28 protein-coding genes are annotated in these 26,719 nt (G+C 43.3%); 4 read left to right on the top strand and 24 right to left on the bottom strand.

Annotated elements, in window-relative coordinates:
- Nucleotides 1-62: 62 nt before the first annotated feature.
- Entirely contained in the window at nt 63-2,396 is a 2,334-nt protein-coding gene (locus tag BLT29_RS09835; RefSeq protein ID WP_090776152.1) for an FtsK/SpoIIIE family DNA translocase, read from the bottom strand.
- A 241-nt stretch (nt 2,397-2,637) separates the two neighbouring features.
- On the opposite strand from BLT29_RS09835, the gene BLT29_RS09830 reads away from it, so the two are divergent.
- The gene (locus tag BLT29_RS09830; RefSeq protein ID WP_090776151.1) at nt 2,638-2,940 is read left to right on the top strand and encodes an alpha-helical endospore appendage domain-containing protein; all 303 of its coding nucleotides are present in this window, start codon (nt 2,638-2,640) and stop codon (nt 2,938-2,940) included.
- A gap of 93 nt (nt 2,941-3,033) precedes the next feature.
- On the opposite strand, the gene BLT29_RS09825 is transcribed toward BLT29_RS09830, so the two are convergent.
- From BLT29_RS09825 to mmgD, 5 genes are read right to left on the bottom strand one after another with little or no spacing between them, the layout of a single operon-like run.
- Nucleotides 3,034-4,497, bottom strand: a complete 1,464-nt coding sequence (locus BLT29_RS09825; protein ID WP_090776150.1) for a CoA-acylating methylmalonate-semialdehyde dehydrogenase — start codon at nt 4,495-4,497, stop codon at nt 3,034-3,036.
- Nucleotides 4,494-5,399 carry an NAD(P)-dependent oxidoreductase gene (locus BLT29_RS09820; protein WP_090776149.1) on the bottom strand — a complete coding sequence of 302 codons (906 nt, stop codon included), beginning with the start codon at nt 5,397-5,399 and terminating at the stop codon, nt 4,494-4,496. Before BLT29_RS09820 ends, BLT29_RS09825 begins: the two co-directional genes overlap by 4 nt.
- A gap of 55 nt (nt 5,400-5,454) precedes the next feature.
- Nucleotides 5,455-6,363 (bottom strand): methylisocitrate lyase, encoded by a 909-nt coding sequence (gene prpB / locus BLT29_RS09815; RefSeq protein WP_090776148.1) that lies wholly within the window; start codon nt 6,361-6,363, stop codon nt 5,455-5,457.
- 12 nt (nt 6,364-6,375) lie between these two features.
- The gene (locus BLT29_RS09810; protein WP_090776147.1) at nt 6,376-7,812 is read right to left on the bottom strand and encodes a bifunctional 2-methylcitrate dehydratase/aconitate hydratase; all 1,437 of its coding nucleotides are present in this window, start codon (nt 7,810-7,812) and stop codon (nt 6,376-6,378) included.
- A gap of 29 nt (nt 7,813-7,841) precedes the next feature.
- On the bottom strand, nt 7,842-8,960 hold the full coding sequence (gene mmgD, locus BLT29_RS09805; RefSeq protein WP_090776146.1) for a citrate synthase: 1,119 nt from the start codon (nt 8,958-8,960) through the stop codon (nt 7,842-7,844).
- Nucleotides 8,961-9,275: 315 nt separating this feature from the next.
- Between mmgD and BLT29_RS09800 the strand changes: the two genes are divergently transcribed.
- Together BLT29_RS09800 and BLT29_RS09795 are read left to right on the top strand one after the other, a co-directional pair.
- Nucleotides 9,276-10,592: a YheC/YheD family endospore coat-associated protein gene (locus tag BLT29_RS09800; RefSeq protein WP_090776145.1), complete on the top strand. Its 1,317-nt coding sequence runs from the start codon at nt 9,276-9,278 to the stop codon at nt 10,590-10,592.
- 135 nt (nt 10,593-10,727) lie between these two features.
- The gene (locus BLT29_RS09795; protein WP_090776144.1) at nt 10,728-11,270 is read left to right on the top strand and encodes a hypothetical protein; all 543 of its coding nucleotides are present in this window, start codon (nt 10,728-10,730) and stop codon (nt 11,268-11,270) included.
- 176 nt (nt 11,271-11,446) lie between these two features.
- Here BLT29_RS09795 and BLT29_RS09790 read toward each other — a convergent pair whose 3' ends face one another.
- The 10 genes from BLT29_RS09790 to BLT29_RS09745 form a co-directional block, all read right to left on the bottom strand.
- Nucleotides 11,447-11,881 carry a peptidylprolyl isomerase gene (locus tag BLT29_RS09790; RefSeq protein ID WP_090776143.1) on the bottom strand — a complete coding sequence of 145 codons (435 nt, stop codon included), beginning with the start codon at nt 11,879-11,881 and terminating at the stop codon, nt 11,447-11,449.
- A 102-nt stretch (nt 11,882-11,983) separates the two neighbouring features.
- Complete coding sequence (locus BLT29_RS09785) at nt 11,984-13,447, bottom strand: spore germination protein (protein WP_281241413.1); 1,464 nt, start codon at nt 13,445-13,447, stop codon at nt 11,984-11,986.
- On the bottom strand, nt 13,419-14,024 hold the full coding sequence (gene spoVAEA / locus BLT29_RS09780) for a stage V sporulation protein SpoVABEA (protein ID WP_090776141.1): 606 nt from the start codon (nt 14,022-14,024) through the stop codon (nt 13,419-13,421). The genes BLT29_RS09785 and spoVAEA overlap by 29 nt, the downstream gene beginning before the upstream one ends.
- Nucleotides 14,025-14,378, bottom strand: coding sequence for a stage V sporulation protein AE (gene spoVAE, locus BLT29_RS09775; RefSeq protein ID WP_090776184.1), 354 nt, complete (start codon nt 14,376-14,378; stop codon nt 14,025-14,027).
- Nucleotides 14,379-14,380: 2 nt separating this feature from the next.
- On the bottom strand, nt 14,381-15,388 hold the full coding sequence (gene spoVAD, locus BLT29_RS09770) for a stage V sporulation protein AD (protein ID WP_090776140.1): 1,008 nt from the start codon (nt 15,386-15,388) through the stop codon (nt 14,381-14,383).
- 38 nt (nt 15,389-15,426) lie between these two features.
- Nucleotides 15,427-15,885, bottom strand: coding sequence for a SpoVA/SpoVAEb family sporulation membrane protein (locus tag BLT29_RS09765; protein WP_090776139.1), 459 nt, complete (start codon nt 15,883-15,885; stop codon nt 15,427-15,429).
- A gap of 431 nt (nt 15,886-16,316) precedes the next feature.
- Nucleotides 16,317-17,078 (bottom strand): RNA polymerase sporulation sigma factor SigF, encoded by a 762-nt coding sequence (gene sigF, locus BLT29_RS09760; protein WP_090776138.1) that lies wholly within the window; start codon nt 17,076-17,078, stop codon nt 16,317-16,319.
- An 11-nt stretch (nt 17,079-17,089) separates the two neighbouring features.
- Nucleotides 17,090-17,530: an anti-sigma F factor gene (spoIIAB, locus tag BLT29_RS09755; RefSeq protein WP_090776137.1), complete on the bottom strand. Its 441-nt coding sequence runs from the start codon at nt 17,528-17,530 to the stop codon at nt 17,090-17,092.
- Nucleotides 17,531-17,875 (bottom strand): anti-sigma F factor antagonist, encoded by a 345-nt coding sequence (spoIIAA, locus tag BLT29_RS09750; RefSeq protein WP_090776136.1) that lies wholly within the window; start codon nt 17,873-17,875, stop codon nt 17,531-17,533. It abuts the gene before it with no gap.
- Nucleotides 17,876-17,985: 110 nt separating this feature from the next.
- Complete coding sequence (locus BLT29_RS09745; protein ID WP_090776135.1) at nt 17,986-19,158, bottom strand: D-alanyl-D-alanine carboxypeptidase family protein; 1,173 nt, start codon at nt 19,156-19,158, stop codon at nt 17,986-17,988.
- A gap of 208 nt (nt 19,159-19,366) precedes the next feature.
- Here BLT29_RS09745 and BLT29_RS09740 point away from each other — a divergent pair, with 208 nt between their 5' ends.
- Nucleotides 19,367-19,960, top strand: a complete 594-nt coding sequence (locus tag BLT29_RS09740) for a YqaA family protein (RefSeq protein WP_090776134.1) — start codon at nt 19,367-19,369, stop codon at nt 19,958-19,960.
- Between the two features lie 124 nt (nt 19,961-20,084).
- Here BLT29_RS09740 and BLT29_RS09735 read toward each other — a convergent pair whose 3' ends face one another.
- The 8 genes from BLT29_RS09735 to BLT29_RS09700 form a co-directional block, all read right to left on the bottom strand.
- Nucleotides 20,085-21,392 (bottom strand): pyrimidine-nucleoside phosphorylase, encoded by a 1,308-nt coding sequence (locus BLT29_RS09735; RefSeq protein WP_090776133.1) that lies wholly within the window; start codon nt 21,390-21,392, stop codon nt 20,085-20,087.
- Nucleotides 21,393-21,466: 74 nt separating this feature from the next.
- On the bottom strand, nt 21,467-22,282 hold the full coding sequence (locus BLT29_RS09730) for a purine-nucleoside phosphorylase (protein ID WP_090776183.1): 816 nt from the start codon (nt 22,280-22,282) through the stop codon (nt 21,467-21,469).
- A 33-nt stretch (nt 22,283-22,315) separates the two neighbouring features.
- Nucleotides 22,316-23,494, bottom strand: a complete 1,179-nt coding sequence (deoB, locus tag BLT29_RS09725) for a phosphopentomutase (protein WP_090776132.1) — start codon at nt 23,492-23,494, stop codon at nt 22,316-22,318.
- Nucleotides 23,495-23,589: 95 nt separating this feature from the next.
- Nucleotides 23,590-24,483, bottom strand: a complete 894-nt coding sequence (gene xerD, locus BLT29_RS09720) for a site-specific tyrosine recombinase XerD (RefSeq protein ID WP_090776182.1) — start codon at nt 24,481-24,483, stop codon at nt 23,590-23,592.
- Between the two features lie 52 nt (nt 24,484-24,535).
- Nucleotides 24,536-24,751 carry a DUF4227 family protein gene (locus tag BLT29_RS09715; RefSeq protein ID WP_090776131.1) on the bottom strand — a complete coding sequence of 72 codons (216 nt, stop codon included), beginning with the start codon at nt 24,749-24,751 and terminating at the stop codon, nt 24,536-24,538.
- Between the two features lie 93 nt (nt 24,752-24,844).
- Nucleotides 24,845-25,330 (bottom strand): ferric iron uptake transcriptional regulator, encoded by a 486-nt coding sequence (gene fur, locus BLT29_RS09710; protein ID WP_090776130.1) that lies wholly within the window; start codon nt 25,328-25,330, stop codon nt 24,845-24,847.
- A gap of 100 nt (nt 25,331-25,430) precedes the next feature.
- Nucleotides 25,431-26,072, bottom strand: a complete 642-nt coding sequence (spoIIM, locus tag BLT29_RS09705) for a stage II sporulation protein M (RefSeq protein ID WP_090776129.1) — start codon at nt 26,070-26,072, stop codon at nt 25,431-25,433.
- 71 nt (nt 26,073-26,143) lie between these two features.
- Nucleotides 26,144-26,695: an NUDIX hydrolase gene (locus BLT29_RS09700; RefSeq protein WP_090776128.1), complete on the bottom strand. Its 552-nt coding sequence runs from the start codon at nt 26,693-26,695 to the stop codon at nt 26,144-26,146.
- Nucleotides 26,696-26,719: the final 24 nt, after the last annotated feature.

Genomic DNA, 26,719 nt, shown 5'->3' with positions numbered 1-26,719 from the left:
GTACCCATCTCCTCTTTTCATCACTTGAACAAGAATAGACATTGCATCCTGTCAGTCCCGTACTACGATGTCTCTTCTTCATCAATTTTCCTTTTCACGTACACTTGACGTGGTTTACTTCCCTCATACGGACCGATGATCCCTTTTTCCTCTAATTCATCAATTAAACGCGCAGCTCTTGAATAACCGATTCGAAACCGACGCTGCAACATCGACACCGACGCACGACCACTATCAGTCACAAGTTCCACAGCTTGTTCAAACAAATCATCTGTTTTTTTATTTTCAACAGAAGTTGTTAGAGGCGATGTCATTTCTTCAGCATACTGCGCCTTTTGTTGAGAAATGACGTGAGCCACAACCCGCTCAACCTCATCATCAGATAGAAAGGCGCCTTGAACACGTGTTGGTTTTGTCGCACCCATTGGCAAATAAAGCATATCGCCACGACCTAATAGTTTTTCGGCTCCACCTGTATCTAATATCGTTCGAGCATCTGTTTGTGAGGAAACGCCAAATGCAATGCGGGAAGGAATATTCGCTTTAATAACACCGGTAATAACATCGACCGAAGGCCGCTGTGTTGCAATCACCATGTGAATACCAGCTGCACGTGCCATTTGTGCTAGCCGAGCAATTGCATCTTCAACATCACTTGAAGCCACCATCATCAAATCTGCAAGTTCGTCAACAATGACAACAATGTACGGAAGAGGGGCATGCTTCACCAATTCTCCTTCTTTGCGTTGACTTAATCTCACATACTCATTATAGCCTTCCATATTCCTCGTTCCTGTATGCGAAAACAAGTCATAACGTCGCTCCATTTCGGCAACAACCTTTTTCAACGCTTGCGATGCTCGCTTTGGATCCGTGACCACAGGAGCAAGTAGATGAGGAACGCCATTGTACACATTTAACTCAACCATCTTTGGATCAATCATAACAAGTTTTACTTCATGAGGCTTCGCTTTCATTAAAATGCTTGTAATAATGACATTCATACAAACACTTTTTCCACTCCCTGTTGCACCGGCTACAAGTAGATGAGGCATTTCATTCAATGCCGCGAGTACTGGCTCCCCAGAGATGTCTCGTCCTAATCCCACAGCCAAAACCTCATGTTGTCGTTTAGAAGATGCCCGCAACACTTCTTTTAACGAGACAAGGGCGACTTCTTGGTTCGGCACTTCAATACCAATTGCAGGTTTTCCTGGAATCGGTGCTTCAATTCGAATGTCTTTCGCTGCCAGTGCGAGCGCTAAGTCATCTGCTAAATTGACAATCTTGCTTACCTTTACACCAACACTCGGGTTTACTTCATATTTTGTCACAGCTGGTCCTAGGTGCACTTTCGACACACGCGCATTGACGCCAAAGCTCTCCAATGTCTTCTCTAATTTATGTGCGTTTGCTGTTAATTGTTGTTTTTCTCGTTTCTGATCTGGATTGTCTAATGTGGCAAGCAAGTCAAAGCTAGGGAGTACATACGCTTCATTCTCTTCTTGCATCTCTTGCAATGGTTGCGTAAAAAATGTAGCCTCACGCGTTAACTCTTCCGGTTGATGTGCACCAAGCACTGCTTTTTTGCGATCGTGTACTTCCGTGTCTACTTTTACAGCAGGGTATTCTGTAAAATCAACAATTTCTGGCTCTCCTTCTGGCTCTTTTATGAGCGCTTCGTTTTCCGATGCGATCGACGTTACCGTACGTTTTTTCTTTCTCTTTTGTCTTGCTGTTCTTTCCTCTGCCATCTTCTCCCGAGATTGCTCGTGCCATGTCCGTATATCTGTCCAAATAGATTTACACATGTCTGTTATAAACAAATAACTACGCCGATATAACTTGCCAAACAACGCAGAAAGAGAGTAGCCCGATATTAAAATTGCACCACTCATAAGTAAAATAAAACACAATAAGTATGTACCCGCATTAGCAAATAAAAAGTGGCTCGCTGCATAACCAACTGCACCGATCATTCCACCACCTAAGTCATTTGACGTAGGTTGCGTCATCTCGTTCCAAAATAATGCCCATGTAGTTCGCACAACCGATGCATCTGAAAGTTCATCATTCGCCTGCAACACATGAAAAAGACCTGCATGTGTCATCATTGCACCAGCAAGGACAATAATGTATACACCTGCCATTCGACGAGACCAAAGGCGCGGTTTTTTTCGTTTGAACATCATATAAACGGCTAACAAAAAAAAGGAAAAAGCCAAGAAAACGAACCATTCTCCAAGAAAAAATCGAAACAAACGGACAAACGCTTCCCCCACACTTCCTAATCGGGCTAATGTCACAATGGAGACAACAAGCATCGCTAACCCGATTAATTCAAACGTAAGTTGCGATTTCCACTCATTCTTTTTTCGCTTCTTACGTTTCGCCATAGCCTCACCCCTCTCGTCCCCAATCGCTCTACTATTATAGCATACTTCGCTTTAAGGGCGGAAGAAATGATGATAGATTTTTTCTTGTCTATATCAACATAATGATGCCTATTTCCATAAAAACTGTCACACATATGCATAAACATACATATTTTATCATAGAGGGGGACATAAGACCTCGTCCTAACGATGTACAACCCTTTCCACCTCCCTCTATACTAGTGCGAAAGGAGAGATACTCATGGGTCAACCAACAATGCCTAACTTTACGCCTGACATTGCATTATCACGCGATCAAGTCATTAACCTGATTCTTGCTTCCATCGCAATGGAAGAAATGGGGTTAGCACACATCATTAATGCAGAGGGGGAAAAGATTCAGTATGTGCTAGGCACATTAAATGGCGTCACTGGACCGCCACCAACTATCCAACAAGTGCTATCCATCAATGAAAGTGTTGGAGAAATGTTAGATACGATTTTCAAAAAAGAAATCATGCTTGATTCTAAACTAAAATCAACCATTGATCTCTTAGATTTGTAAAGATCATTGTCCACACTTGCAAAGAAGCGATAACGAAAAACTGGTGATGCTATGTAAAAGCGCACCAGTTTTTCTTGTGTGATTGCGTATACCTTAATTAAACCACCGTTCCGTTACCACTTTTTTCCGTGTGTAAAATTGAATCCCATCGCGACCATTCGTGCCTAGATCTCCAAAGAAAGACGCTTTATTCCCCGCAAACGAGAAGAAAGCCATCGGCGCTGGCACATTGACATTGACACCGATCATACCAGCATCAATGTTGTTACGGAAATATTGGACACTTTGCCCGCTTGATGTATAAATGACCGCACCATTGGCAAAGCGAGAACGATTCGTGAGTGTGATGCCTTCATCTAAATCTTTCACACGAACGATACTAAGCACGGGGGCAAAAAGTTCCTCTTGCCAAATGGTCATATCAGGTGTGACATTGTCAAACACCGTCGCCCCAAGATAGTAGCCATCGCCCGCTGCCTCACCACTTTTACGCCCATCTAACAGTAACGTTGCCCCTTCTTTTACCCCTTGTTCAACATAAGAAAGGACACGTTCTTTATGAGATTGACGGATAAGCGGGCCAACGAAGTGTTCATCATTAATACCATTACCAACCGTCAACTTTTCTGCTTCTTTCATCAATGCTGCAATAAATTCATCCGCAAACGATTCCTCCACAGCGACAACCGAACAAGCCATGCAGCGCTCACCACTTGAGCCAAACGCAGCGCCAATCACACCTTGTACCGTTTTTTCAAGCTCACAGTCACCAAGGACAACGGCATGGTTTTTCGCACCAGCAAGGGCTTGCACACGCTTGCCATGCGCCGTACCAACTTTATACACATGACGGGCGACGGGTTCTGAACCGACGAAGGAGACGGCTTCAATGTCGTCATGTTCTAAGATCCCGTTGACAACGTCTTTGCCACCGTGAACCATGTTTAAGACACCTTTTGGTAAGCCTGTTTCATGCATCAATTCAACTAAGCGCTCAGCTAGTAACGGTGTGCGCTCCGATGTTTTTAACACAAACGTGTTTCCAGCGGCAATGGCAAGCGGGAACATCCAGAGCGGTACCATCATTGGAAAGTTAAACGGCGTAATACCAGCGACGACACCAAGTGGATAACGCCAAATCGCGCCGTCAATGCCACCGGCAATACCAGGAAGGGCATCTCCCATCATGAGCGTGGGCGTCGCTGTCGCGAGCTCCACACATTCAATCCCGCGCTGCACTTCGCCACGCGCATCTTTGATTGTTTTGCCATTTTCTTTTGTAATGAGTTGGGCGAGCTCTTCGCGGTTTTCTTTTAGCAAGTGCAAGTACGAAAACATGTAGCGCGTCCGCTCTGGAACAGGAATCGTCTTCCACGTCGCATACGCCCGTTTGGCACTTCGTACCGCCTCGTCAAGTTCTTCTTTCGTCGATAACGGCACGTGCACGAGTGTTTCATCTGTTGCTGGATTTGGGACGCGCTCCGTTTCAGTCGAAGCAGACGCAACCCACGCGCCATCAATCCAATTTTGTACTGTCCTCACGTTCACTGCTTTCATGTGACATTCCCCTTTTCTGCTTTGAAAGTAATCGACTGCTCACCAATACGTTCATAAATGACGGCCATATCTTTCGCGCCTAAGCCGGAAGCTTCCGCGTCTGCATATAAATCGACAAGCGCCTGACTGATGGGCAAATTTAAATCGTGTGATGCTGCAAGGTCCATTGCAAAGCGTAAGTCTTTGTTTAATAGCGCCAATGTGAAGCCAGGTTCATAGTTTTCCTTCGCCATAAATGACTTGTAATTACGCTCATAAATACGGCTTTGACCATAGCTAACACTTAACACATCAAACAAAAAGTCTAAATCCAAGCCACTTTCCCGCGCCAGTGTCAGTGCCTCAGCGACACCAGCAGTATAAAAGCCGATTAACAAATTATTAATCAATTTTGCATTCGTGCCACTATCATAGCGTTCCCCTAGGTGGAACACGTGGCTGCCTAGTTTGAGTAGATGCGGACGTACTTGTTCAAGTGTCTCTTCCGCTCCACCGACCATAAACGTCAACGTCCTCTTTTCAGCACCAATTACCCCGCCACTAACTGGAGCAGCTAAAAAAGACAGCCCTTTCTCTTCTGCTTTTGTGCCAATTTCCACTTCCAAGCTTGGTGCAATTGTGCTCGTATCAACCAAAATAACATCGGCTGGACATGACGAAAGCAATCCATCACGAGCCAAATACACTTGTTTTGCCGCTTCTGATGATGGCAAACTTGTAAAGATTAACCCACAACATGCCGTCATCTCCACCAGTGACTGCGCAATTTCTCCACCCGCATATTGAAAGCGCTCACATGATTCTTTATTCAAATCCAAACCTACAACCTCATACTGTGAAGCTAGTAAATTTTTTGACATCGGTAAGCCCATATTCCCGAGTCCGATAAACCCGATTTTCATAGACAACACCTTTCTGTGAGCAAGTAGCCTACGCAAAAACGTAGGCTACTCCTATTTATTGGTCTTTTAATAACACCGTTTTTGCGACTGATTGATCGAGTGCCTCAAATTGATCATACGCGATTGTCTCATACAACTCGCTGCGCTTTTGCATATCTTCTAAACAACCTTCTTGTGTCCCGTCCTCGCGAATCGCTTGGAACACACGCTCATAAGCTTTGGCGGCAACCCGCAGCGACGTCACCGGATAAATGACCATAGCACAACCCATTTGCTGGAAAGACTCCGCTGTATAATACGGCGTCTTGCCAAATTCCGTCATATTAGCCAAAATCGGCACGTCAATTGCATTGGCAAAGGCACGGAATTCCGCCTCACCTTGTAATGCTTCTGGGAAAATGGCATCGGCACCGGCCGCGACATACGCTTTTGCCCGGGCAATTGCTGCATCTAACCCTTCCACACTACGCGCATCTGTTCGCGCGACAAGCACGAGAGACGGGGCTGCTTTTTTTAAAACGGAAATTTTTTGTTCCATTTCCTCCGTTGACACGAGCTTCTTTCCGTTTAAATGCCCGCATTTCTTCGGTAAGTCTTGGTCTTCCATTTGCACAGCCGCAACATGCGCTTCAACCATTTCCACTGCTGTCCTTGCCACACTGAGTACACCGCCAAAGCCGGTATCAATATCAACAAGCAGCGGCAAATTGGTCGCCCGTACAATTTCCTTTGCTCGGGCAGCGACTTCATTTGACTGAACGATGCCAAGGTCAGGTAATCCGAGGCTTGCGGTATATGCAGCCCCAGATAAATATAAACTTGTAAAGCCAGCTTTTTTTGCCATTAAACCCGCCATTGCATCGTGCGCACCGGGCATTTGCAAAATTGTGGGTGCTTTCATTTGCTGCCGGAAGGAATCAGCCAATTCTTTTTGTGTTGCCCATTGATCAACAATCCATGGCATAATATTCTCCTCCTACAGCGCGAATAAGTCGACAAAATCAGTTGCACTCATCTTGCCGAGCACATCTGGATCTTTACACGCTGAAAGAATCGCTGTCGCTTGTTTCGATGCATAATGCGTGTGGATGTTCGCTTCAAACTTTTCTTGAATAAATGGTACTGCCTCATCACGGCGGAAACGATGACCAAGTGGGTACTCAATCGCAATTTTGTCTGTTGAAGAACCGTCTTTAAAGAATACTTGTACCGCGTTAGCGATTGAGCGCTTGTTCGGATCTAAGTAGTCCTCAGTGTATTGCTTGCTTTCCGTCACAACCATTAAATCACGCAAACGATCAATCCGCGGATCACGCGCAGTTTCATCTTCATAATCATCCGCAACAATATCACCTTTTAACAAGCCAATCGCCGTAATGTATTGCAGGCAATGGTCACGGTCAGCTGGATTATGAAGAGGTCCTTTTTTATCAATGATACGAATTGCCGATTCATGCGTCACAATCTCAATCCGATCAATGTCATCTAAGCGATCAACGACTGATGGATGTAAGCGCACCGCACACTCTGCTGCTGTTTGTGCATGGAACTCAGCTGGGAACGACACTTTGAACAAAATGTTTTCCATCACATACGCATCTAGATCGCGGGCAAGTGTCACTTCTTGCTTCTTGAATAACACATCTTGGAAACCCCAACCCGGTGCAGATAGTGCTGTTTTATAGCCCATCTCTCCAGTCAGAGCTGTCATTGCCAAAAAGACACCACGACTCGTTGCATCACCAGCCGCCCATGACTTCCGTGAACCTGTATTTGGTGCATGACGATACGTCCGCAGTGCTGCATTGTCAATCCAAGCGTGAGAAACCGCATTAATAATTTCTTCGCGTGTCCCGCCAAGCATGCCGCACGTCACCGCTGTCGTCGCCACTTTCACAAGCAATACGTGATCAAGCCCAACGCGGTTAAAACTATTATCAAGCGCGAGTACCCCTTGAATTTCATGTGCTTTCACCATGGCAATGAGAATGTCGCGTACTGTGAGCGGCGCTTTTCCTTCTGCAATGTTTTTTCGGCTCAAATAATCTGCAACAGCTAAAATACCACCAAGATTATCAGATGGATGGCCCCATTCTGCTGCTAACCACGTATCGTTATAATCAAGCCAACGCACCATTGTGCCGATATTATATGCCCCGCGAATTGGATCTAATACGTGGGACGTCCCTGGTACTTTCACGCCACTTGGGACAACAGTGCCTGGTACAACCGGTCCAAGCATTTTCACGCACTCTGGGTAACGTAATGCGAGCACGCCACATCCAAGCGTATCAACAAGCACGTGAGCCGCAGTCTGAAGCGCCTCTTCACTCGTAATCTCTTTTGTTAATACATAATCTGCAATTTCTTCTAACAACCGGTCTGTTTTTACTGTATCTGTTTGTGTTGTCATTGATGTGTGCCTCCGTTTTTTCAGTTTAATTATGAAATCGAGTGATGCCGTGGTCCTGTATACTTCACCCGTGGACGGAACAATTTATTGTCGTTATGCTGCTCCATCACGTGCGCGCTCAAACCGACTGTTCGTGAAGCAAAGAAAATCGGTGTGTACAAGCCAATCGGAATGCCGAGCATATAATATACAGGTGCTGCGTAATAATCCAAATTTGGATAAATACCTTTTTCTTTTGCCATCACTTGCTCACCTGCCACGCACATACGAAGCAAACGATCGTCACCGGCTTTTTCAGATAGCTCAGTCAAAGCCTCTTTCATAATGAGCGCACGAGGATCCATTTTCTTCATATAAACGCGATGACCAAAGCCCATCACTTTTTCTTTTTGTGCCAGCTTACTCCGCAAAAGTGCCTCAAATTCTTCCGGTGTATCCGCTTCCAATAACATGTACATGACTGCTTCATTGGCACCACCATGCAAATGTCCTTTGAGCGACGCAACCGCACCCGTTAATGCGCCATACATATCGGATAACGTTGAAGCAATGACGCGAGCAGTAAACGTTGAATTAGGCATTTCATGCTCAGAATATAAGAGAAGTGACTGATCAAATACACGTTCTTCAAGTGGTGTCGGTTCTTTCCCTGTAATCATATACAAGAAATTGGCGCTATAAGATAAAGACGATTTTGGTGCTAACACCTCATCACCGACAAGTACACGATAACTGCTAGCGACGATCGTCGGTAACTTTGCCAATAAATCATACGCACGCGCCGTATTCACATGCTCACTGCGGTCCTCTAATTCACGGTCAAATCCAGCTAACACTGAAATCCCTGTCCGCAACGCATCCATTGGATGGGTTGCTTTCGGTAATTGCTTTAATACATTTAATACAGTCTCAGGTACTGTATAAGATGTACTTAATTTCTTCGCTAGCTCATCCCGTTCCACATCCGTTGGCAAAGTTCCTTTCAAAAGCAAGTGTACAATATCCAAATACCCATGTGTTTTTGATAGTTGAATCAAGTCATAACCACCAATGACGATCTCTCCATTTTCTGTATCAAGAAACGACAACTTTGTTTCTGTTGCAATTACGCCATTTAACCCTGGAGAATACGTTTGTTCGACAGTCAATATGATCCCTCCATTTGCTTTTTTTGTGAAATACACCCATCGAGTAAAGCGCTTACAAATATTACCTTTCTGTATACACTTGCTTTTTCGTTGGAAGGGGACTGAAACTTCACCCTCTTTCAATGTACCATAGTTAGAGATAATCGGCAATGTTGATCCAAATAAACATTACAAAACAAATCTTCTAATTACCGTCGCATTTTGTATAAATTTAGGCATCTTTTCACAGCCCTTTTTTGCCAAAACCTTTATACGCGCCCGAACTAAACAGAATATTTTACATATAATACCAATATACTACAGGAGGTGTTTACATTGTATGTCAAATGGATGATTACACAAGAATTAAATTGTCTCTATTTCCCGGTTGCATACAAGAACTCAGCCACGTTATCAAGGAAAGTGACATTTCATTTTGGACATTGGCAACGAGAGTTAGAGGTCCGCTATAAAGAGGAACTCCCTGAAAATACGTTTGGCCTTTCAATCAACATCATTCGTGATCTTTTTATTCCAGACGACTTAAACTACGATATTTACCTGAAAGAGAACCATGTACATGTGGGACCTGTCATTTTGTATTTAGTTTCTAAAAGAATGTTGAGAGACTTAGATGCACTAAGAGAGAGAATAGAAAATACCACACCATTTAATGGACTTATTTTACTTAGCACACCTTCCCACATTGATATGGACGATAAGAAAATTACAGGTTACTATTTCTATCCGGGGTCTCATCAAACGGAGGCTTCATGGAAAGAAGGTACATTTTCTTATCCCGATGTTATTTTTAAAAGGGTTCCTATTCCTACAGAGGTTAACAATGACCTTTACGAAACATTAGGTGGACGTTTATTCAACTCAACTTTTTTTGATAAATGGGACATGTGGCAATGGCTAGCCCCTCATAAAACCATTAAAAACCACCTACCACATACACAGCAAATCCACGCATTAGATAGCATCATAGAAATGTTAGAAATGTACCCGTCTGTCTATTTAAAACCTAAACACGGTTCACAAGGAGCTGGTATTATTGAAGTGAAGAAGAAGAAAGGGTCCTTTCAAATTACAGACGACAGTAACACCATCACACATACAGATACACTTGCTAAACACCCCGTAATTAAAAAAGTAATGAAAAAGAAAAAGAAGTATCTAATACAACAAGGCGTCCCCGTTTCGCACGATTCAAGAAACATTGATTTTCGTGTGTACATGCAAAAAGATCATACTGAGAGATGGACATGCTCCGGCATGATTGCACGCTTTTCAAAACCAGGTAGCATTACAACAAATTTGCGCAACCTAGACTATTTACTACATGGAAAAGAAGCATTGAAAATACTTTTTAATTCCAACGATACCGCACGATTGGAACAAGAGATTATTGCTATTTGCAAAAATGCCTGTAAACATCTTGATGAACATGGCTGCTTTGCAGATATCGCCATCGACTTTATTATTGACCACAATCAACACGTATGGCTATTAGAAATGAACAAACGTTACGCTTATAAAAGCTTTTCTATCCTTGAAGAAGAAGCACTTTTCCGTAAAGTCATTCGCACACCTTTTCAATACGCGCGATCTTTAGCAGGATTCCCAAATAGTAAATCGAATAAAAAATAACACAAAAACTTCGGGGTGATAGAGGGGGCTTCTACCGGAAAGTGATTAAAAAATTGGGGGAGACCAACAACGTTTTGCTACTGTTGGCTCTCCTTTTTATGTTACAATGAACTCATTCTAGAAAGGAGGGTCATGATGAGCGAGTCACAAATTATGCAAGCACTCAAAGAATTAAGTAATTTAACAGCAGGCTTATACACACGTGTAGAGGAAATTGGCACGCAGATGTATCGCCTTGAAACGACCGTACAAGGGCTTGAAACGAAGATGCACGGTCTTGGAACAACCGTACAAGGGCTTGAAACGAAGGTGCACGGTCTTGAAACAACCGTACAAGGGCTTGAAACGAAGATGCACGGTCTTGAAACGACCGTACAAAGTCTTGAAACGAAGATGCACGGTCTTGAAACAACCGTACAAGGGCTTGAAACGAAGGTGCACGGTCTTGAAACAACCGTACAAGGGCTTGAAACGAACTTAAATGACTTTCGGACAGAGATGCGCATGTTTCGTCTTCACACGGAAAAACGGCTTGATCAACTTGAAAAAAATTCAAAAGAGCTACTTGCTGGGCATCAACTTTTTCTCGAAAAATATTACGAACATGACATCCAAATCCGTTTACTGAAAGATATGCATAAAGAAAACCTTGTATCAAAAAAGGAAGCTACATCATAAATCTTCCCTCGACACCACGACTTGTCCTTTTCTACGCATATCATGGTTGTATATTTAAAAAATCCCGCACCTTTTAAAGGCGCGGCTCCAAACACCCTCGACGTGATCACTCACTATGATTGCCGCGCCTGTCTACTAAACAAAGACCGCATCCTAGATGGATACGGCCCAAAAAATTACTCTTCCCAAACTTTTACTTCCTGCATGACATCGCCTGGCTTAATACGATAAATGTGATCGATTCCTTCCACGACTTGACCAAACACTGTATGCACCCCATCCAAATGTGGTTGTGGTTCGTGCACAAGGAAAAACTGCGATGAACCTGTGTCTTTTCCTGCATGAGCCATTGAAAGTGCGCCAGCAACATGTTTATGTGGATTGCCTGTCGTTTCACATTTAATTGTTGTGCCACTTCCTCCAGTACCATTACCAGTCGGACAACCCCCTTGGGCAACAAAACCAGGAATCACACGATGAAAAGTTAAACCATTGTAGAATCCCTTATTTGCTAAGTCCGCAAAATTCTTTACGGTGCCTGGTGCTGCATCTTCATAAAACTCGATCACCATTTTTTCTCCGTTTTCAAGTTCAATACTCCCTTTTTTCATAAAAAAACCTCTCTTCTCCACTAGAATTGCGTGTACTTACGCTTACCTATTGTACATGAACAACCGATCCATTCTCAAACAAAATGCGTCTAAATCTCCATTTTATTCGTTTGTGGGCATTTGCCGTACTTTATCACGAGGGTGCACAATGCTTGGACGCCAACGCACAGACGGCACCGTTGTACGGAATAATATTTGCGCAAGCGCTGGAGGATCAAACGGTAGAAACGGCCACATATACGGCCGGTTTAGAGGACGCGTCATCACAAGTGTCATAAACAGCATGAACACCGACAACACCAACCCTAAGACACCAAAGAAAACAACAGATATAATCATGACATACCGTATAATTCGCAACGCAACCCCGAGTTCATAGCTTGGCGTAGCGAACATGCCCATTGCACCAAGCGCCACATACAAGATCACTTCTGGCGTAAAATAACCAACTTCTATTGCCATATCGCCAATTAACATTGCGGCGATTAAACCGAGTGCTGTCGCCAATGGGGATGGCGTATGAATGGCTGCCATTCGTAGTAACTCAATACCCATCTCTGCAAAAACAATTTGTACCGCAAGTGGAATGTTCTTCTCTTCATTTACGCCAATAAAGTCCAGTGCTGCAGGCAGTAAGTCTTGATTCATCGCCAGTAGCAACCAAAAAGGGACAATGAACAAGGAAAACAAGATGCCAATGAACCGCATCCAACGAAGAAATGTACCGACGGCTGCTGATTGACGATACTCTTCTGCATGTTGAATGTGATGAAATAATGTTACCGGTGTAATGATGACAGATGGAGACGTATCGACCATGATTAATACATGACCTTCAAATACATGCGTTGCAGCCACATCAGGTCGTTCTGTATAACGTACAAGCGGGAACGGATTCACGCCTTGCTTCACAATGTATTCTTCAATCACCTTGTCAGCCATTGTAATGCCATCGATATGGATTGCTTTTAACTCTTTTTTCAGTTTCGCTACTAATTCTGGGTTGGCAATCCCCTCTATGTACGTAATGCACACATCTGTTTTCGAACGGGTTCCAACGCGAATGATTTCTTGACGTAAACGCTCATCACGAATACGGCGACGTGTTAAACCAGTATTTAAAATAATATTCTCCGTATAACCATCACGCGCACCTCGAACCACACGCTCTGTATCAGGTTCTTCTGGACCACGACCAGGATAAGAACGTACATCAGCAACAAGTGCTTGCGATTCCCCGTCAATGACAACAAAGATGAGCCCCGACAACACCTGTGTAATACATTCATCCATCGATTCAACTTCTTCAACTTGGACATGCGCAAAATAATTTTTGATGACCTCTTTTACATGATCGGTACGGCGTGAGTTTGCTTCAGCACTGATGCTCATAAGCTCTCTTAAAATTTGGGTAACGGATTGATCATCTACAAGTCCATTAACAAAGTAAATTGCGATGTCACACTGAAATAACGTTAATTTTCGTACACCAACATCAAATGATTTGCCAATGCCAAGGCGCTTTTTAAGTACCTCTTCATTTTCTGTCAGGCTTGTACTGAACATTTTTTTCTTTACCTCCTTCGGCATTTAAACCACTCCTTTCCAAAATAAGTAAAATTGCTTGACGTGTAACTGGCGCACCACGCCCAACATCATCAAATCGAGCCATTTTCCCAATATCACCAATCCCAACGACAATCGGCAATTGCAAATCATCCAACACCGAAACTGTATCACCGTTTATTCGTCCAACCTCTAGATCAGCTAATCCTTCTTTATCCACGCCATATGCTGTTAAATGCCCAAAGCGATCGACCGATACATCCACATGTGTCCACTCCCACGCATGCGTTTGTGCCGCCACAGCCAGTGCACCTAACACTTGAATATCAGGATGATTTGCAAGGAAACGCATGTTTCTCTCTCCTGGCCCTTCATTTAAACAACCACAATCATCAAACATGACAAGAATTGGCACGTCAGGTGCCTCTTGAATGGCTTTAAGCAATTGCTGTTCATCAATCGTTGATGGATTACCAGAGGAAGCACAAATGCAGTAGCAGTCCATCTGTGGAGCGAGCCATTCTAATACACCTTTTGCTGATAAGTCGCCATCTGTAACGAAAATAACTTGGCGCATTTATACACCCCCGTGCGGTCGAAACAAAAGGGCGACAGTGACACTAAATAAAATAGAAAAAACAAACGTCACAGCCGCCATATCAAATAAACCATCACTAATAGAGAAGAGACCATTATTCCCCGCATTCATAGCGCCATGCACAAGCGAATGACCTAAGCCAGTAATTGGTAATGTGGCACCCGCTCCTGCCACAGAAATAAGGAAGTCATATAGATGAAAACCATCTAACATCATTCCAAATATCATTAGTGTAACCAATACTTGGACCGGTGATAACTTTCCTATATCAAGCAACATTTGTCCAACAAAACAAATGGCTCCACCCACTAAAAATGCCCAAATATATTCCACCATTATTCCTCCCTCTCCAATACAATTGCATGTGCAATGGTTGGGATCGATTGTTTTTGACCAATGAATGTCGTATTGAGAAAAACGCCCCCTGTCACAACAAGCATACGCTTCTTCTTGCCCCTCTTTAACATGTCGAGTAAATGACCACATACAACCGTCGCCGCACAACCCGCACCACTGCCACCTGCATAGGGATGTTGTTTTGTACAATACATCATGACCCCACAATCCATATGCGTGTCGCTTAGTAATAAACCTTTTTCTCTTAAAATTTTTCGGTAAATTTCCGTCCCTACTGCACCAAGATCTCCTGTCACAATCAGATCAAAATCAGTCAACGCCTGCTTCGTTTTTTCTAAGTGCCACAATGTTGTTTCTGCTACTGCAGGAGCCAATACCGCACCTAAATGAAACGGATCATTTACACCAAAATCATAAACTATCCCTAGCGAAGCTTCGGTCACTTTTACTTCTGTTCGTTTTCTGCCAAGCAAAATAGCGCCGGAACCCGTTACTATTGTCTGCGCATATAATGGTTTCTGCATAGCAAATTCAGTCGGATAAAGCCATTGCTTTTCGGCTACACCGTAATGACTGCTTGTTGCTGCGACAATGTGATCCGCAAAACCACCATTGATCCATAACGCAGCCATCACCATAGATTCCACTAAAGTCGCTCCAGCCGAGTACACACCAGCATAAGGGATTTGCAAATCGCACGCGACCATACTAGCGCTCATCATTTGATTTGATAAGTCTCCCGCGATCAACAGGTCTACATCACCACGAGTGATTTGCCCCTTTGTTAAACAATGATCAATTGCTGTTCTTAATAATTGTTTTTCAGCCGCCTCCCAATTTTTTTCCCCGCAATATAAACTAGAAAATACTTCATCAAACGATCCCGCAAGTGGTCCACTGCCTTCCCTAGGACCTACCGACGTGCCACTCGATTGAACATAGATCGGTTCTTGAAATATGAGTGTCTTCTTACGATACCGCCCCATGCAAGCACTCCCTCCAATTCGTCACGCCACACGCCCCATTATTGAATAAATACCTTAATGAGCAACCGTGCAAAGCTTAGCACATAAGCACATGCAATCCCAGCAACAATAATAGGACCTACAAGACGAAACAACTGCGGACCTATCCCGATAAAAAAACCTTCAGATTTATGTTCTATCGCTGCACTCGCCATTGCATTCACAAACCCAACAATAGGTACGAGTAAACCGGCGCCAAAAGTCTGTGCCCACTTACGATATACACCGAGACCTGTCGCCAATGCTGCCAGACCAATAAATGACACGAGCATATAACTTGTAGCGCGCTCGGTGCTCACCGAAAAAAAATAGTGATAACCACTAGCAACTAATTGTCCTAAGACGCAAAGCATTCCTCCTGATATAAAAGCGAGCAAGCCGTGTTTGACCACTTGTTTTTTTCCACGATACAATGAGATATTTTCTCGATACACACTCTTCCGTGTCACACGATCCATGTTTAAAATCCTTTCATCAAAAGGGTTTCAAAGTAAAAGCACGCTCCCTATATTGATCTACTCGTAGTATGACTAAAAACAATGCGTTCATACATAAAAAAAAGCCTACACCTAAGTAATAAGGTGAGACCTCCAATAGAAAGACATGGTACAAGTAAGTTAACCCTACTTTTTAGCTTAAAGTTAAAAAAACTTGACCTTATCAATTACAGATCGTTATAATGAAAGCATACCGTAAATGAGTTAGGCGGTTTTTATCCTTCGTAGAATGACAACATATTCACGGGCAACGCTTGTGAACAGATTACCACCTATTTTTATTACGTGTATTTCCCCCCTTTCCCCACCTAGACAAATACCCCTAGCGCAAACTTCAAGAAAAATGAAGGCAAGCGCTCGTTTCCTCGAACAAGCGCCTGCCTTCTGTCTCGTTATTCAGCCATATTCTCACGCATATTGCCAAGTATCTTCTTTTCCAATCGAGACACTTGCACTTGTGAAATTCCTAATCGCTCAGCTACCTCACATTGCGTTTGATCTTTGTAATAACGTAAATATACAATGAGGCGCTCACGTTCTTCCAAATGACAAATCGCTTCTTTTAGTGCAATTTTATCAAACCACCGCCCTTCAGAATGATCTGCAATTTGATCAAGTAACGTAATTGGATCCCCATCATTTTCATACACGGTGTCATGAATGGACGAAAGTGTTCGATTTGCATCTCCAGCAAACACTACTTCTTCCACAGTCACACCAAGGTGTGTTGCGAGCTCATTCACTGTCGGCGTACGACAAAGCTTCTTTGTCAGCTCGTCTTTTGCTTTGCGAATTTTATTGCTCAATTCCTTAATTGAGCGACTCACTTTCACTGTGCCATCATCACGAAGAAAACGTTGGATTTCCCCAATGATCATTGGAACAGCATAAGTAGAAAACTTCACGTCGTATGACAAATCGAACTTATCAACGGATTTGATTAAACCAATACAGCCAATTTGAAACAAATCCTCTGCTTCATAACCACGATTCATGAAACGCTGCACAACAGACCAAACAAGACGTGTATTGCGTTGCACAATTTTATCACGCGCCAGATTGTCACCAGCCTGGCTTGCTGCAATTAAACGTTTCACTTCAGGGTCGGATAACGGCGCCTCTCGCTTCCCGCTTGGTTTGACTTCGGCACTCATCGCTTATCCCCCTACCTACAGACCGCATTTGTAGGGGCCAATTGTTTTTTTAAGTACACTGTTGTACCGATTAATGGTTCGGAAGACACATGTATTTCTTGACAAAAGTTTTCCATAATCGTGAAACCCATGCCGGAACGCTCTAACTCCGGCTTAGATGTATAGAGTGGTTGTCGTGCTTCTTCAATATCATGAATACCGACACCTTCATCACGGACAATCAATGAGAGCGCACGGTCAGAAATCGTTGCTGAAATGTGGACTTGACCTTCAGGGTTATTCTCGTAACCATGAATAATCGCATTTGTCACTGCCTCAGAGACAACGGTCTTCACTTCCGTTAATTCATCCATTGTCGGATCCAATTGTGCTAAGAAAGCACTGACTGTGATTCGGGCAAACGCTTCATTTTCACTTAAAGCCGAAAATGAAAGTTCCATCTTGTTTCTCATTTACGCCACCCCCAACTTTTGCAAAGCAAATGCTTCATTCTCTTCCGTACCAATGATCTTAAATAAACCTGACATCTCAAACAAACGTTTAACTGCTGGTGAAATCGCACAAACAACCATTTCTCCTCCGTTTGCCTGCAGCTGCTTGTAACGACCAAGAATCACACCTAATCCCGAGCTATCCATAAAAGAGAGCTCTGCTAAATTTAGTACGACATGCTTTGTATGAAACATTTTCTCCTCCATTTTTACACGGAGTTCTTTTGCAAAGTGATGGTCTAATTCTCCTTGCAGACGTACAAGTAACACATCTTCCTTTTGCTCCAAATGAATGTTCAAACTCATTTCCAAGCACCTCCCACACACGTTGTCTATATCTCTATTCTATTTACGCAACGAGGAACCCTTGCACACGACAAAACTAGTGTAAAAAAACATGAATACTTTCCTTCAGGTCAATTCCCCGCAAATGTTGACATCATTCTTTTGAACAACGTCCACCACGAAGCATCAGCTACATCGGTTTCAGCCACCAATTGTGTTTTAGATAATGTTTGTCCGTTTTTTTGGACAAGTAAATGACCGACAACATCACCTTTCTTCACTGGCGCCTGTAACGCTTCTGCCATTTCAACTTTCACTTCTGTATCTGCAGTATCCGTTCCTTTTTTCAGCAGTACAGATACTTTATCAGGTGTGACCGCACGAACAGTTTCCTCCACACCTTTGACAACAGGCACTTCTCCCATGACATCACCTTGCTCTTGAAGTGGTTTAGTCATATATTGATTGAATGCATAGTCAAGCATACTTGTGACCTGACTGTTACGTTCTTTTGATGTTGGAGCGCCCATCACAACAGCAATGACACGCATGCCACCTTTCTCCGCTGTTGCCGTCAATCCATATTTTGCTTCTTTTGTGAAACCCGTTTTCAAACCATCTACACCAGGATAAAACCGAACCAATTTGTTCGTATTTACGAGCCAAAACTCTTTGTCCGTCCCTTTACGTAAATAGTCTTCATAAATTCCAGTGTAAGCCGTTATATTTTCATACTTTAACAGCTCTTTTGACATGACCGCTAAATCATGTGCCGACGTATAATGATCTGCCACTGGTAAGCCGTTTGTGTTTTGAAACTTTGTATCCTTTAAACCTAATTGTTTCGCCTTCTCATTCATCATTTTTACAAACTCTTCTTCTGTACCACCAATGTGTTCTGCCATCGCTACAGATGCATCATTACCAGATGCAACGGCAATCGCTTTTAACATGTCATCAACCGTCATTTCTTCTCCGGGCTCTAAAAATACTTGTGAACCACCCATTGATGCTGCCTTCTCACTTACGCGCACTTGGTCTTCGTATTTTAATGAACCTTCATCAATCTGTTCCATAATCAGCAACATCGTCATAATTTTTGTCATACTAGCTGGAGGCAATTGTTTATGACTTTCCTTTTCAAACAATATCTTCCCTGTGTCTCGCTCTATTACAATGGCCGCAGCTGACTCCTCTGCCAATGAAACATTTGATGCTGGATTTTCTTTTTCTGCATACACTGCACTACCTGCATTCGTGATGAACAACATAAGTACAAGCAAACTTACAAACAATTTTTTCATTTTTTATATCCTCCACTCGTCCCGAGACTCAAAAATCAAAAACTACTCTCTAGCTTAGCCATTTGTGAGCTCGTTTATACAGTAAGAACATGTAAAAGAATATTCTTACTCAGAGTGGGAGGAAAATAGTAGCGATTCGTCCGCCAAATATGCAATAATATAGATATACAACGTGGTTATACTTCATGGGGGGGAGAATTGTGCATTAATGGAATCATTCGTAAACTTTTTGGAGGCGTTTGGTTATTTCGGACTAATTGTTCACTCATTTTTAGATGCGATTATCTTCCCTATTCCTGCTTTTTTCACACAAGTCTCTCTGAGTCTTGTCAATCCGAATCAAGCGCTTTTACTAGCGACAGCCGGATATATTGCTTGTCTCGCTGGGACACCGATTGGTTACTTTCTCGGCAAATTACTTGGAAATAAAGTACTTCAGCGTTTCCTTAATCCGGACAAGTTACAAAAAGCGGAAACATTATTTCGACGCAATGGCGAGGCAGCGATTTTAATTGGCTCTTTTACCCCGATCCCCTTTAAAATTTTTACCATTCTATCTGGTTCACTACATTTTTCACTATGGAAACTAATGCTTTATGCGTCCATTGGAAGAGCAGTAAAGTTTTACGTGGTTGGTCTCCTCTTCTATTTTTATGGGCATCACGCAGAAGATATTATTTCTTCTTCCTTCACATACATTATGTTAGGCTGTTCGTTCATTTTATTTATCGGGGTACTCATCAAACGTCGCCTACAAAGAAGAAAAGAAAAAAGAAGGAATGTAAATAGAAACGTCTCTTAAATACTCGGACACTTCCAATGAAGACAACTGGAACCCTCAGTTGTCTCGTTTTACTTCCTATACAAAAAGACCGTCCACCAAAGGGACAGCCTTTTTAAATGTTTCCTTTATCTATCGTTTAAAGTTAAGAAGGATAAACCTCTTTATAAATTAACGTTGGTGCCGGCGTATCGTGGGTGCCAATTTTATAAGCTTCATGAATTAAGTCTGTCACTTCGTCTACTTGCATTGTACTTGCATGCAATGTTACGAGCGTATCGCCTTTCTCGACGCGATCACCGACTTTTTTCTCTAATATTAAGCCGACACTCAAATCAATTTCATCTTCTTTTGTTGCTCGTCCGGCCCCAAGCTTCATCGCTGCAACGCCAATTTGATTTGCGGCAATTGATTCAACCGTACCTGCAGTAGTCGCTTTCACAGCAATCTTGTGTTGTGCTTGCGCGAAGATTGTCGGATCATCAACAACATTTGGATTCCCGCCTTGTGCAGCAATAAATGTCTTTAATACTTCTTCGGCCTTGCCGTTCTCAATCACTTCAATTAACATTTGACGTGCCGCTTCCACTGACGGTGCTTTTTTCGCGAAGTAAACCATATGACTCCCGAGCACTAAGCACAATTCTCTTACATCATCTGGACCTTTGCCTTTGACAACATCAATTGCTTCCTGGATTTCTAACGCGTTTCCAACCGCTTTCCCAAGTGGTTGACTCATATCAGAAATGATTGCCATCGTTTGCCGACCAACACGATCGCCAATGTTGACCATCGCTTGAGCGAGTGCCGTAGAATCTTCTAGTGTTTTCATAAAAGCACCTGAACCAGTCTTCACATCAAGTACAATCGCATCTGCACCAGAAGCAATCTTTTTGCTCATAATAGAACTTGCAATGAGTGCCATAGCGTTGACTGACCCAGTCACATCGCGTAGCGCATATAACTTCTTATCCGCTGGGGTTAAGTTACCTGTTTGTCCCGCCACAGCAACTTTATTTTTATTCACAAGCGAAACAAATGTGTCTGTATCCATTTCACAGTCAAATCCAGGGATCGCTTCTAATTTGTCAATTGTCCCGCCTGTATGACCAAGACCTCGTCCGGACATTTTCGCAACAGGTACACCAAGTGCTGCCACGAGCGGTGCTAACGCAATCGTTGTTTTATCACCAACGCCACCGGTAGAATGCTTGTCGACTTTGATGCCTTCAATTTGTGACAAATCAATTTGATCACCGGATTCAGCCATGGACATCGTCAGTTCAGCCCGCTCATCTTCATTCAAATCTTGAAAATAAATCGCCATCGCAAGCGCTGACATTTGATAGTCAGGAATTTCTCCATTCGTGTAGCCAGCTACACACCATTCAATTTCTTCTTTTGTTAACGGCAAGCCGTCACGTTTTTTCTCAATCAAATCAACCATTCTCATCTGTCCCACACCCCTTAAAATGTCATGATTCAGCCGCCACGCACCTCGCCCTAGCGGCTGATCGCAATTCTTTTTTAAACCATTTCCCCGACAATCGCTTTGACGAGCGCCAGAAAATCAGCTCGCACCATTTCTGTCGTTTCAATGACTTCTTCGTGTGATAATGGCTGCGGGAGGACGCCAGCGGCCATGTTTGTAATACAAGAAATGCCAAGCACTTCAAGGCCAGTGTGGCGAGCAACAATGACTTCCGGAACAGTTGACATCCCAACTGCATCGCCACCTAGCGTACGTGCCATCCGCACTTCTGCCGGTGTTTCGTAAGTTGGACCGCTATTGCCCACGTACACACCTTCCTGCAATTTTAAGCCAAGTTCATCCGCTTTCCCTTGTGCAAGCGTCCGAAGTGTGTGACTGTACGCCTCTGACATATCCGGGAAACGAGGCCCAAAATCGTCTTCATTTTTCCCCATAAGCGGGTTGTCACCCATAAGATTAATGTGATCTGTGATCAACATTAAATCACCAACGTTAAACGCCTTATTAACACCACCAGCTGCATTTGTTACAAGCATATGGGTCACACCAAGCGCTTTCATGACCCGCACTGGGAATGTTACTTCTTGCATTGAGTACCCTTCGTAGTAATGAAAACGCCCTTGCATTGCAATAACGTCTTTCCCTTGAAGTTTCCCCGCCACTAATTGTCCTGCATGCCCGGAAACAGTGGAGACGGGAAAATGCGGCAATGTTTCATAAGGAAGCTTCACTGCCTCCGCAATTTCCTCTGCTAATACGCCTAATCCTGAGCCTAAAATCAAACCAACACGTGGTTTCACTGTTAATTTTGCTTGAATGGCTTCTGCTGCTTCTTGTACTTTTGTTTTCATCGTCATGTCATTCACTCCCCACAAAAAATCGCATTACTTGATTTGGTTGAGAAAACTTTTCCCATGCTTCGGTGCTTGTACACCAAAGTTCTCAGCAACCGTCGCACCAATATCGGCAAATGTTTGCCGTGTTCCTAAGTCAACTGGTTGACATTGTTTATTGTAAACGAGCAACGGCACAAGTTCTCTTGTGTGGTCTGTTCCCGTATGGGTCGGATCATTGCCGTGATCTGCTGTAATGATGAGTAAGTCATCTTCCTCAAGTGTTGAAAGAACGGAACCAAGTTGGCCATCAAAAGCAAGTAATGCCTCCCCGTACCCTTTCACATCGCGCCGGTGACCATATAACGCATCGAAATCAACGAGATTTAAAAAGCATAATCCGTGAAACGGACGTGCAATCTGTTCAAGTAACTTGTCCATACCATCATCGTTAGATACTGTGCGAACGGCTTCCGTCACGCCTTCACCATCATAAATGTCCGAAATCTTCCCGAGGGCAATTGAGTCAAGTTCCGCATCTTGAAGCGTATTCATCACGGTCGGCTCGAATGGTTTTAACGCATAATCATGACGGTTTGGCGTTCGTTTAAACGCGCCTTTCGTACCAAGAAAAGGTCTGGCAATAATGCGGCCCACCATATATTTTGGATCCAATGTTAACTCGCGTGCCTTCTCACAAATCTTGTACAACTCTTCTAGCGGGACGACTTCTTCATGCGCCGCAATTTGTAACACTGAGTCGGCCGACGTATAAACAATTAAATCACCTGTTTTCATATGCTCTTCGCCAAGCTCATCTAATATTTCTGTGCCCGAAGCCACTTTATTACCGAGAATCCCTCTTCCAGAGAACGCCGTGATTTCCGCTAATAATTCATCTGGAAATCCGTCTGGGAACACACGAAAAGGCTCTGTCACATGTAACCCCATGATCTCCCAGTGCCCCGTCATTGTATCTTTCCCAAGTGAAGCCTCTTGCATCTTGCCGTAACTTGCTTCAGGTTGCTTCACTGCTTCGACACCTTCAAGCGGAGCAATTAAACCTAAACCAAGACGCTCCAAGTTTGGCACGTTTAACCCGTTAAAAGCGGTTGCAATCGAACCAAGTGTATTTGTTCCTTCATCCCCAAATTTATCGGCATCTGGAGCGGCACCAATTCCGACCGAATCCATCACAACTAAAAATATCCGTTTAAATTGATTTGCCATCGTCTTCCTCCTTCAAACACGACATTGTTTGATAAAAAATTCATCTTACACCTTATACTTTACTCTCTTGTCAGAGGTCTGACAAGTAATTTTTTCTATGCACGTGGGTGAAAAGCCTGATAAACATCTTTCATTCGCGATTTTGACACATGTGTGTAAATCTGTGTCGTTGATATATCAGCATGTCCGAGCATTTCTTGTACAGCCCGCAAATCCGCGCCATTTTCTAACAAATGTGTGGCAAATGAATGACGCAATGTATGTGGACTAAGTGGACGCCTAATCGCTGCTTCTCGCGCAAGCTGTTTGATGATTTTCCAGAATCCTTGACGCGACAATGGCTTCCCGTGATGATTTAAAAACAGGTGGTCACTGGCCACATGTTTTTTCAACAATTTTGCCCGCCCACGTTCTAAATAAATGGAGATGGCTTCTGCTGCTTGACGACCGAGCGGCACAATTCTTTCTTTATCACCTTTGCCAATGACACGCACAAATCCCATCGACACATGGGCATCGCCAATATGTAATGAAAGTAATTCTGACACGCGAATACCCGTCGCATAGAGCGTTTCCAGCATCGCTTTATTCCGTAATCCAAACGGAGTCCGTCCATCCGGGATCGTCAGTAAAGCATCCACTTCTTCAAGCGATAACACTTTCGGTAATCGCTTATCGATCTTCGGTGGTGTAATGAGCGACGAAGGATCATGGTCTGTCCACTTTTCCCGCTGTAAAAATTGGTGAAACGTTCGAATGGACGTCACCAGTCGCGCCAACGTTGCTGTTGATTTCCCTGATGACTTCACCGTATATAAGTAATCTTGAATGTCCGCGCGCGTTACCTCTTGATACGTTGTACACCCTTTTTTCTCACATAAAAATCGCTCGTACTGCTTTAAATCACGCAAATACGCTGCAATTGTATTTTGTGACAAACCGCGTTCTACCTTAATAAAATGCACAAATTCATCTAAATCATGCGTCATCCCCATCAATTGCTTCTCCCTTCTACATGTGTCAAAAGAAAAAGCGACGCGCTCATTCCCCTAGCCGGTAAAAAAGCCCGAGTCGCTCACCCATCGCTGGCAACACATCTTTATCTACATTGATGACTTTCAATGCTTTTCCTTCTGGCGCTTGATGATGCTTGTACTGGCTATATTCGTTGCTTATCCACAGCATACCATAATAAAAGAGCACTGTGCAGCCAATAAACAAAATCATGACCTTAACTAAATCCCATGCTGCTTGCATGATGATGCCTCCTTTTGTATCCTCTTTCTAACCTATGTCCGCTTGCTGTATTTTTATACATCAAAAAACCGCCCCTACCCACGTAAGAACGGTCTATACTTGCATTTGTTCATTCTCTTCATTTTGTTCAGTCGCACCTTCTTTCTCACTATGCCGGTGACAAATGCCATGGAAAGTGAGACGATGGTCTTTCACACTGAACCGATACTTGTTTTCAATCACTGCTTCAACATCACCTAACAAATCTTCTTGAATCTCATCAACTGCGCCACATTCGATACAAACGAGATGATGATGGGAATGACTGGCGCCTTCTTTACGCAAATCAAAACGCGAAACACCATCACCAAAATTAATCTTATCAACCACTTCAAGTTCTGTTAATAATTCGAGTGTCCGATAGACGGTCGCCAAGCCAATTTCGGGTGCTTTTTCTTTGACGAGAAGATACACATCTTCTGCGCTCAAATGGGCGGATTCATGTTCAAGCAACACCAATACCGTCGCCTCACGTTGGGGCGTAAGTTTATAACTTTGGGCATGTAGCTGCTTTTTTATGCTGTCCAAACGATTTTTCATCCAACTCCCCCTACCTGTCGAGCGAAGCTACCCCTCATTATAAACTTGATAATAACAACTGTCAATTAATAATCATTATCAATTACATCGCCATTCGCTGTCAAAATGACGTCACTACCGCTCTCATCAATACAGGAGAAACGTACGCTTCAAAGAACGACGCCACTGTTACAAATGCCCCTACGGTTAATACCAACATCGTGTAGCGAAGGAAATGAGGGAAAAATGGTTCACTTTCAACTTTTCCAATCGTTTGTCTCATTAAACGTATGCAAAATGCCGCACTAACTGTACTTACAACAATGAATGCCGGCACTAAAATAATATTTTGTGGCAACACAGATACAAAAGATAGTAAAAACCCTTGCGCTCCCATCTGGTTGACGAGGAAACCTACTGTAAAGCCAACGACAACCCCTTTGGCAAATAACAACACAAAGATGACTGGCAACCCAATGAGTGAAACACCTAATACCCATAAGAAACCAAAATACTTCCCATAATGCATAAAGCTGTGCACAAACAGATCACTTGAAGATACATCAATGTAGCCTTTGTTCATTTCATGAAAAAACTGACTAACGTACGTAAATAAATCATGTCTTTGACTCAAGCTCAAACTGTTGACGATGACAGCGCCAACGATGACACCAATTAGGAAGAGTGTCGCTGTGAAAAAATAAATGGATCGATGTTCTAGTACATGACTGGTTATAGCGTCATAAATGCGACTTGTGCTCATCGGCTTGTCCCCCTCACTTCTTTCACTAATATGCAGAGAAGGACAAACCTATGAACAAAAAAATTAGCCGATCACGTCAAGCGATGTTGCATCTGTTTCATTTTTAAATATTGCACCGCGTAACACGTCTTTGCATCATGAATCTTTTCTTTAGCCATCAGCACTTCTGCTTCCTCAAGTGTCACCTCAATCACGTTGACAAATTCATCTTCATCCAAATTTTGTTCACCTTTGACAACCCCTTGTGCCTCATACAAATACACACACTCATCTGCAAATCCCGGTGACGTGTAAAAAGAACCAATGTACTCAAGCGCGTCTGCTGTATATCCTGTCTCTTCCACCAACTCGCGTTCCGCTGTATGAAGCGGCGCTTCGCCTTTCTCCATTTTTCCAGCTGGAATCTCTATCAATGTTTTTTCAAGCGCCTTCCGGTACTGCTCCACAAGGACGAGCTTATCCTCATCGGTATACACAATAACTGCAACCGCACCGGGGTGACGAACCAACTCGCGCGTTGATGTTTTTCCATTAGGAAGTGCTACTTCCTCAATGTCTACTTGAATCACCTTCCCTTCGTAAAGTGTTTTTGTCTGCAATGTTTTCTCATAAAATGAATCCATTTTCCATCCCTCCACGCATGTCTC

The sequence above is a fragment of the Shouchella lonarensis genome (assembly GCF_900096965.1).
Classification (GTDB): domain Bacteria; phylum Bacillota; class Bacilli; order Bacillales; family Bacillaceae_D; genus Shouchella; species Shouchella lonarensis.
Note: the sequence above shows the minus strand (reverse complement) of the source record. Positions and strands in the feature narration are given on the sequence as shown.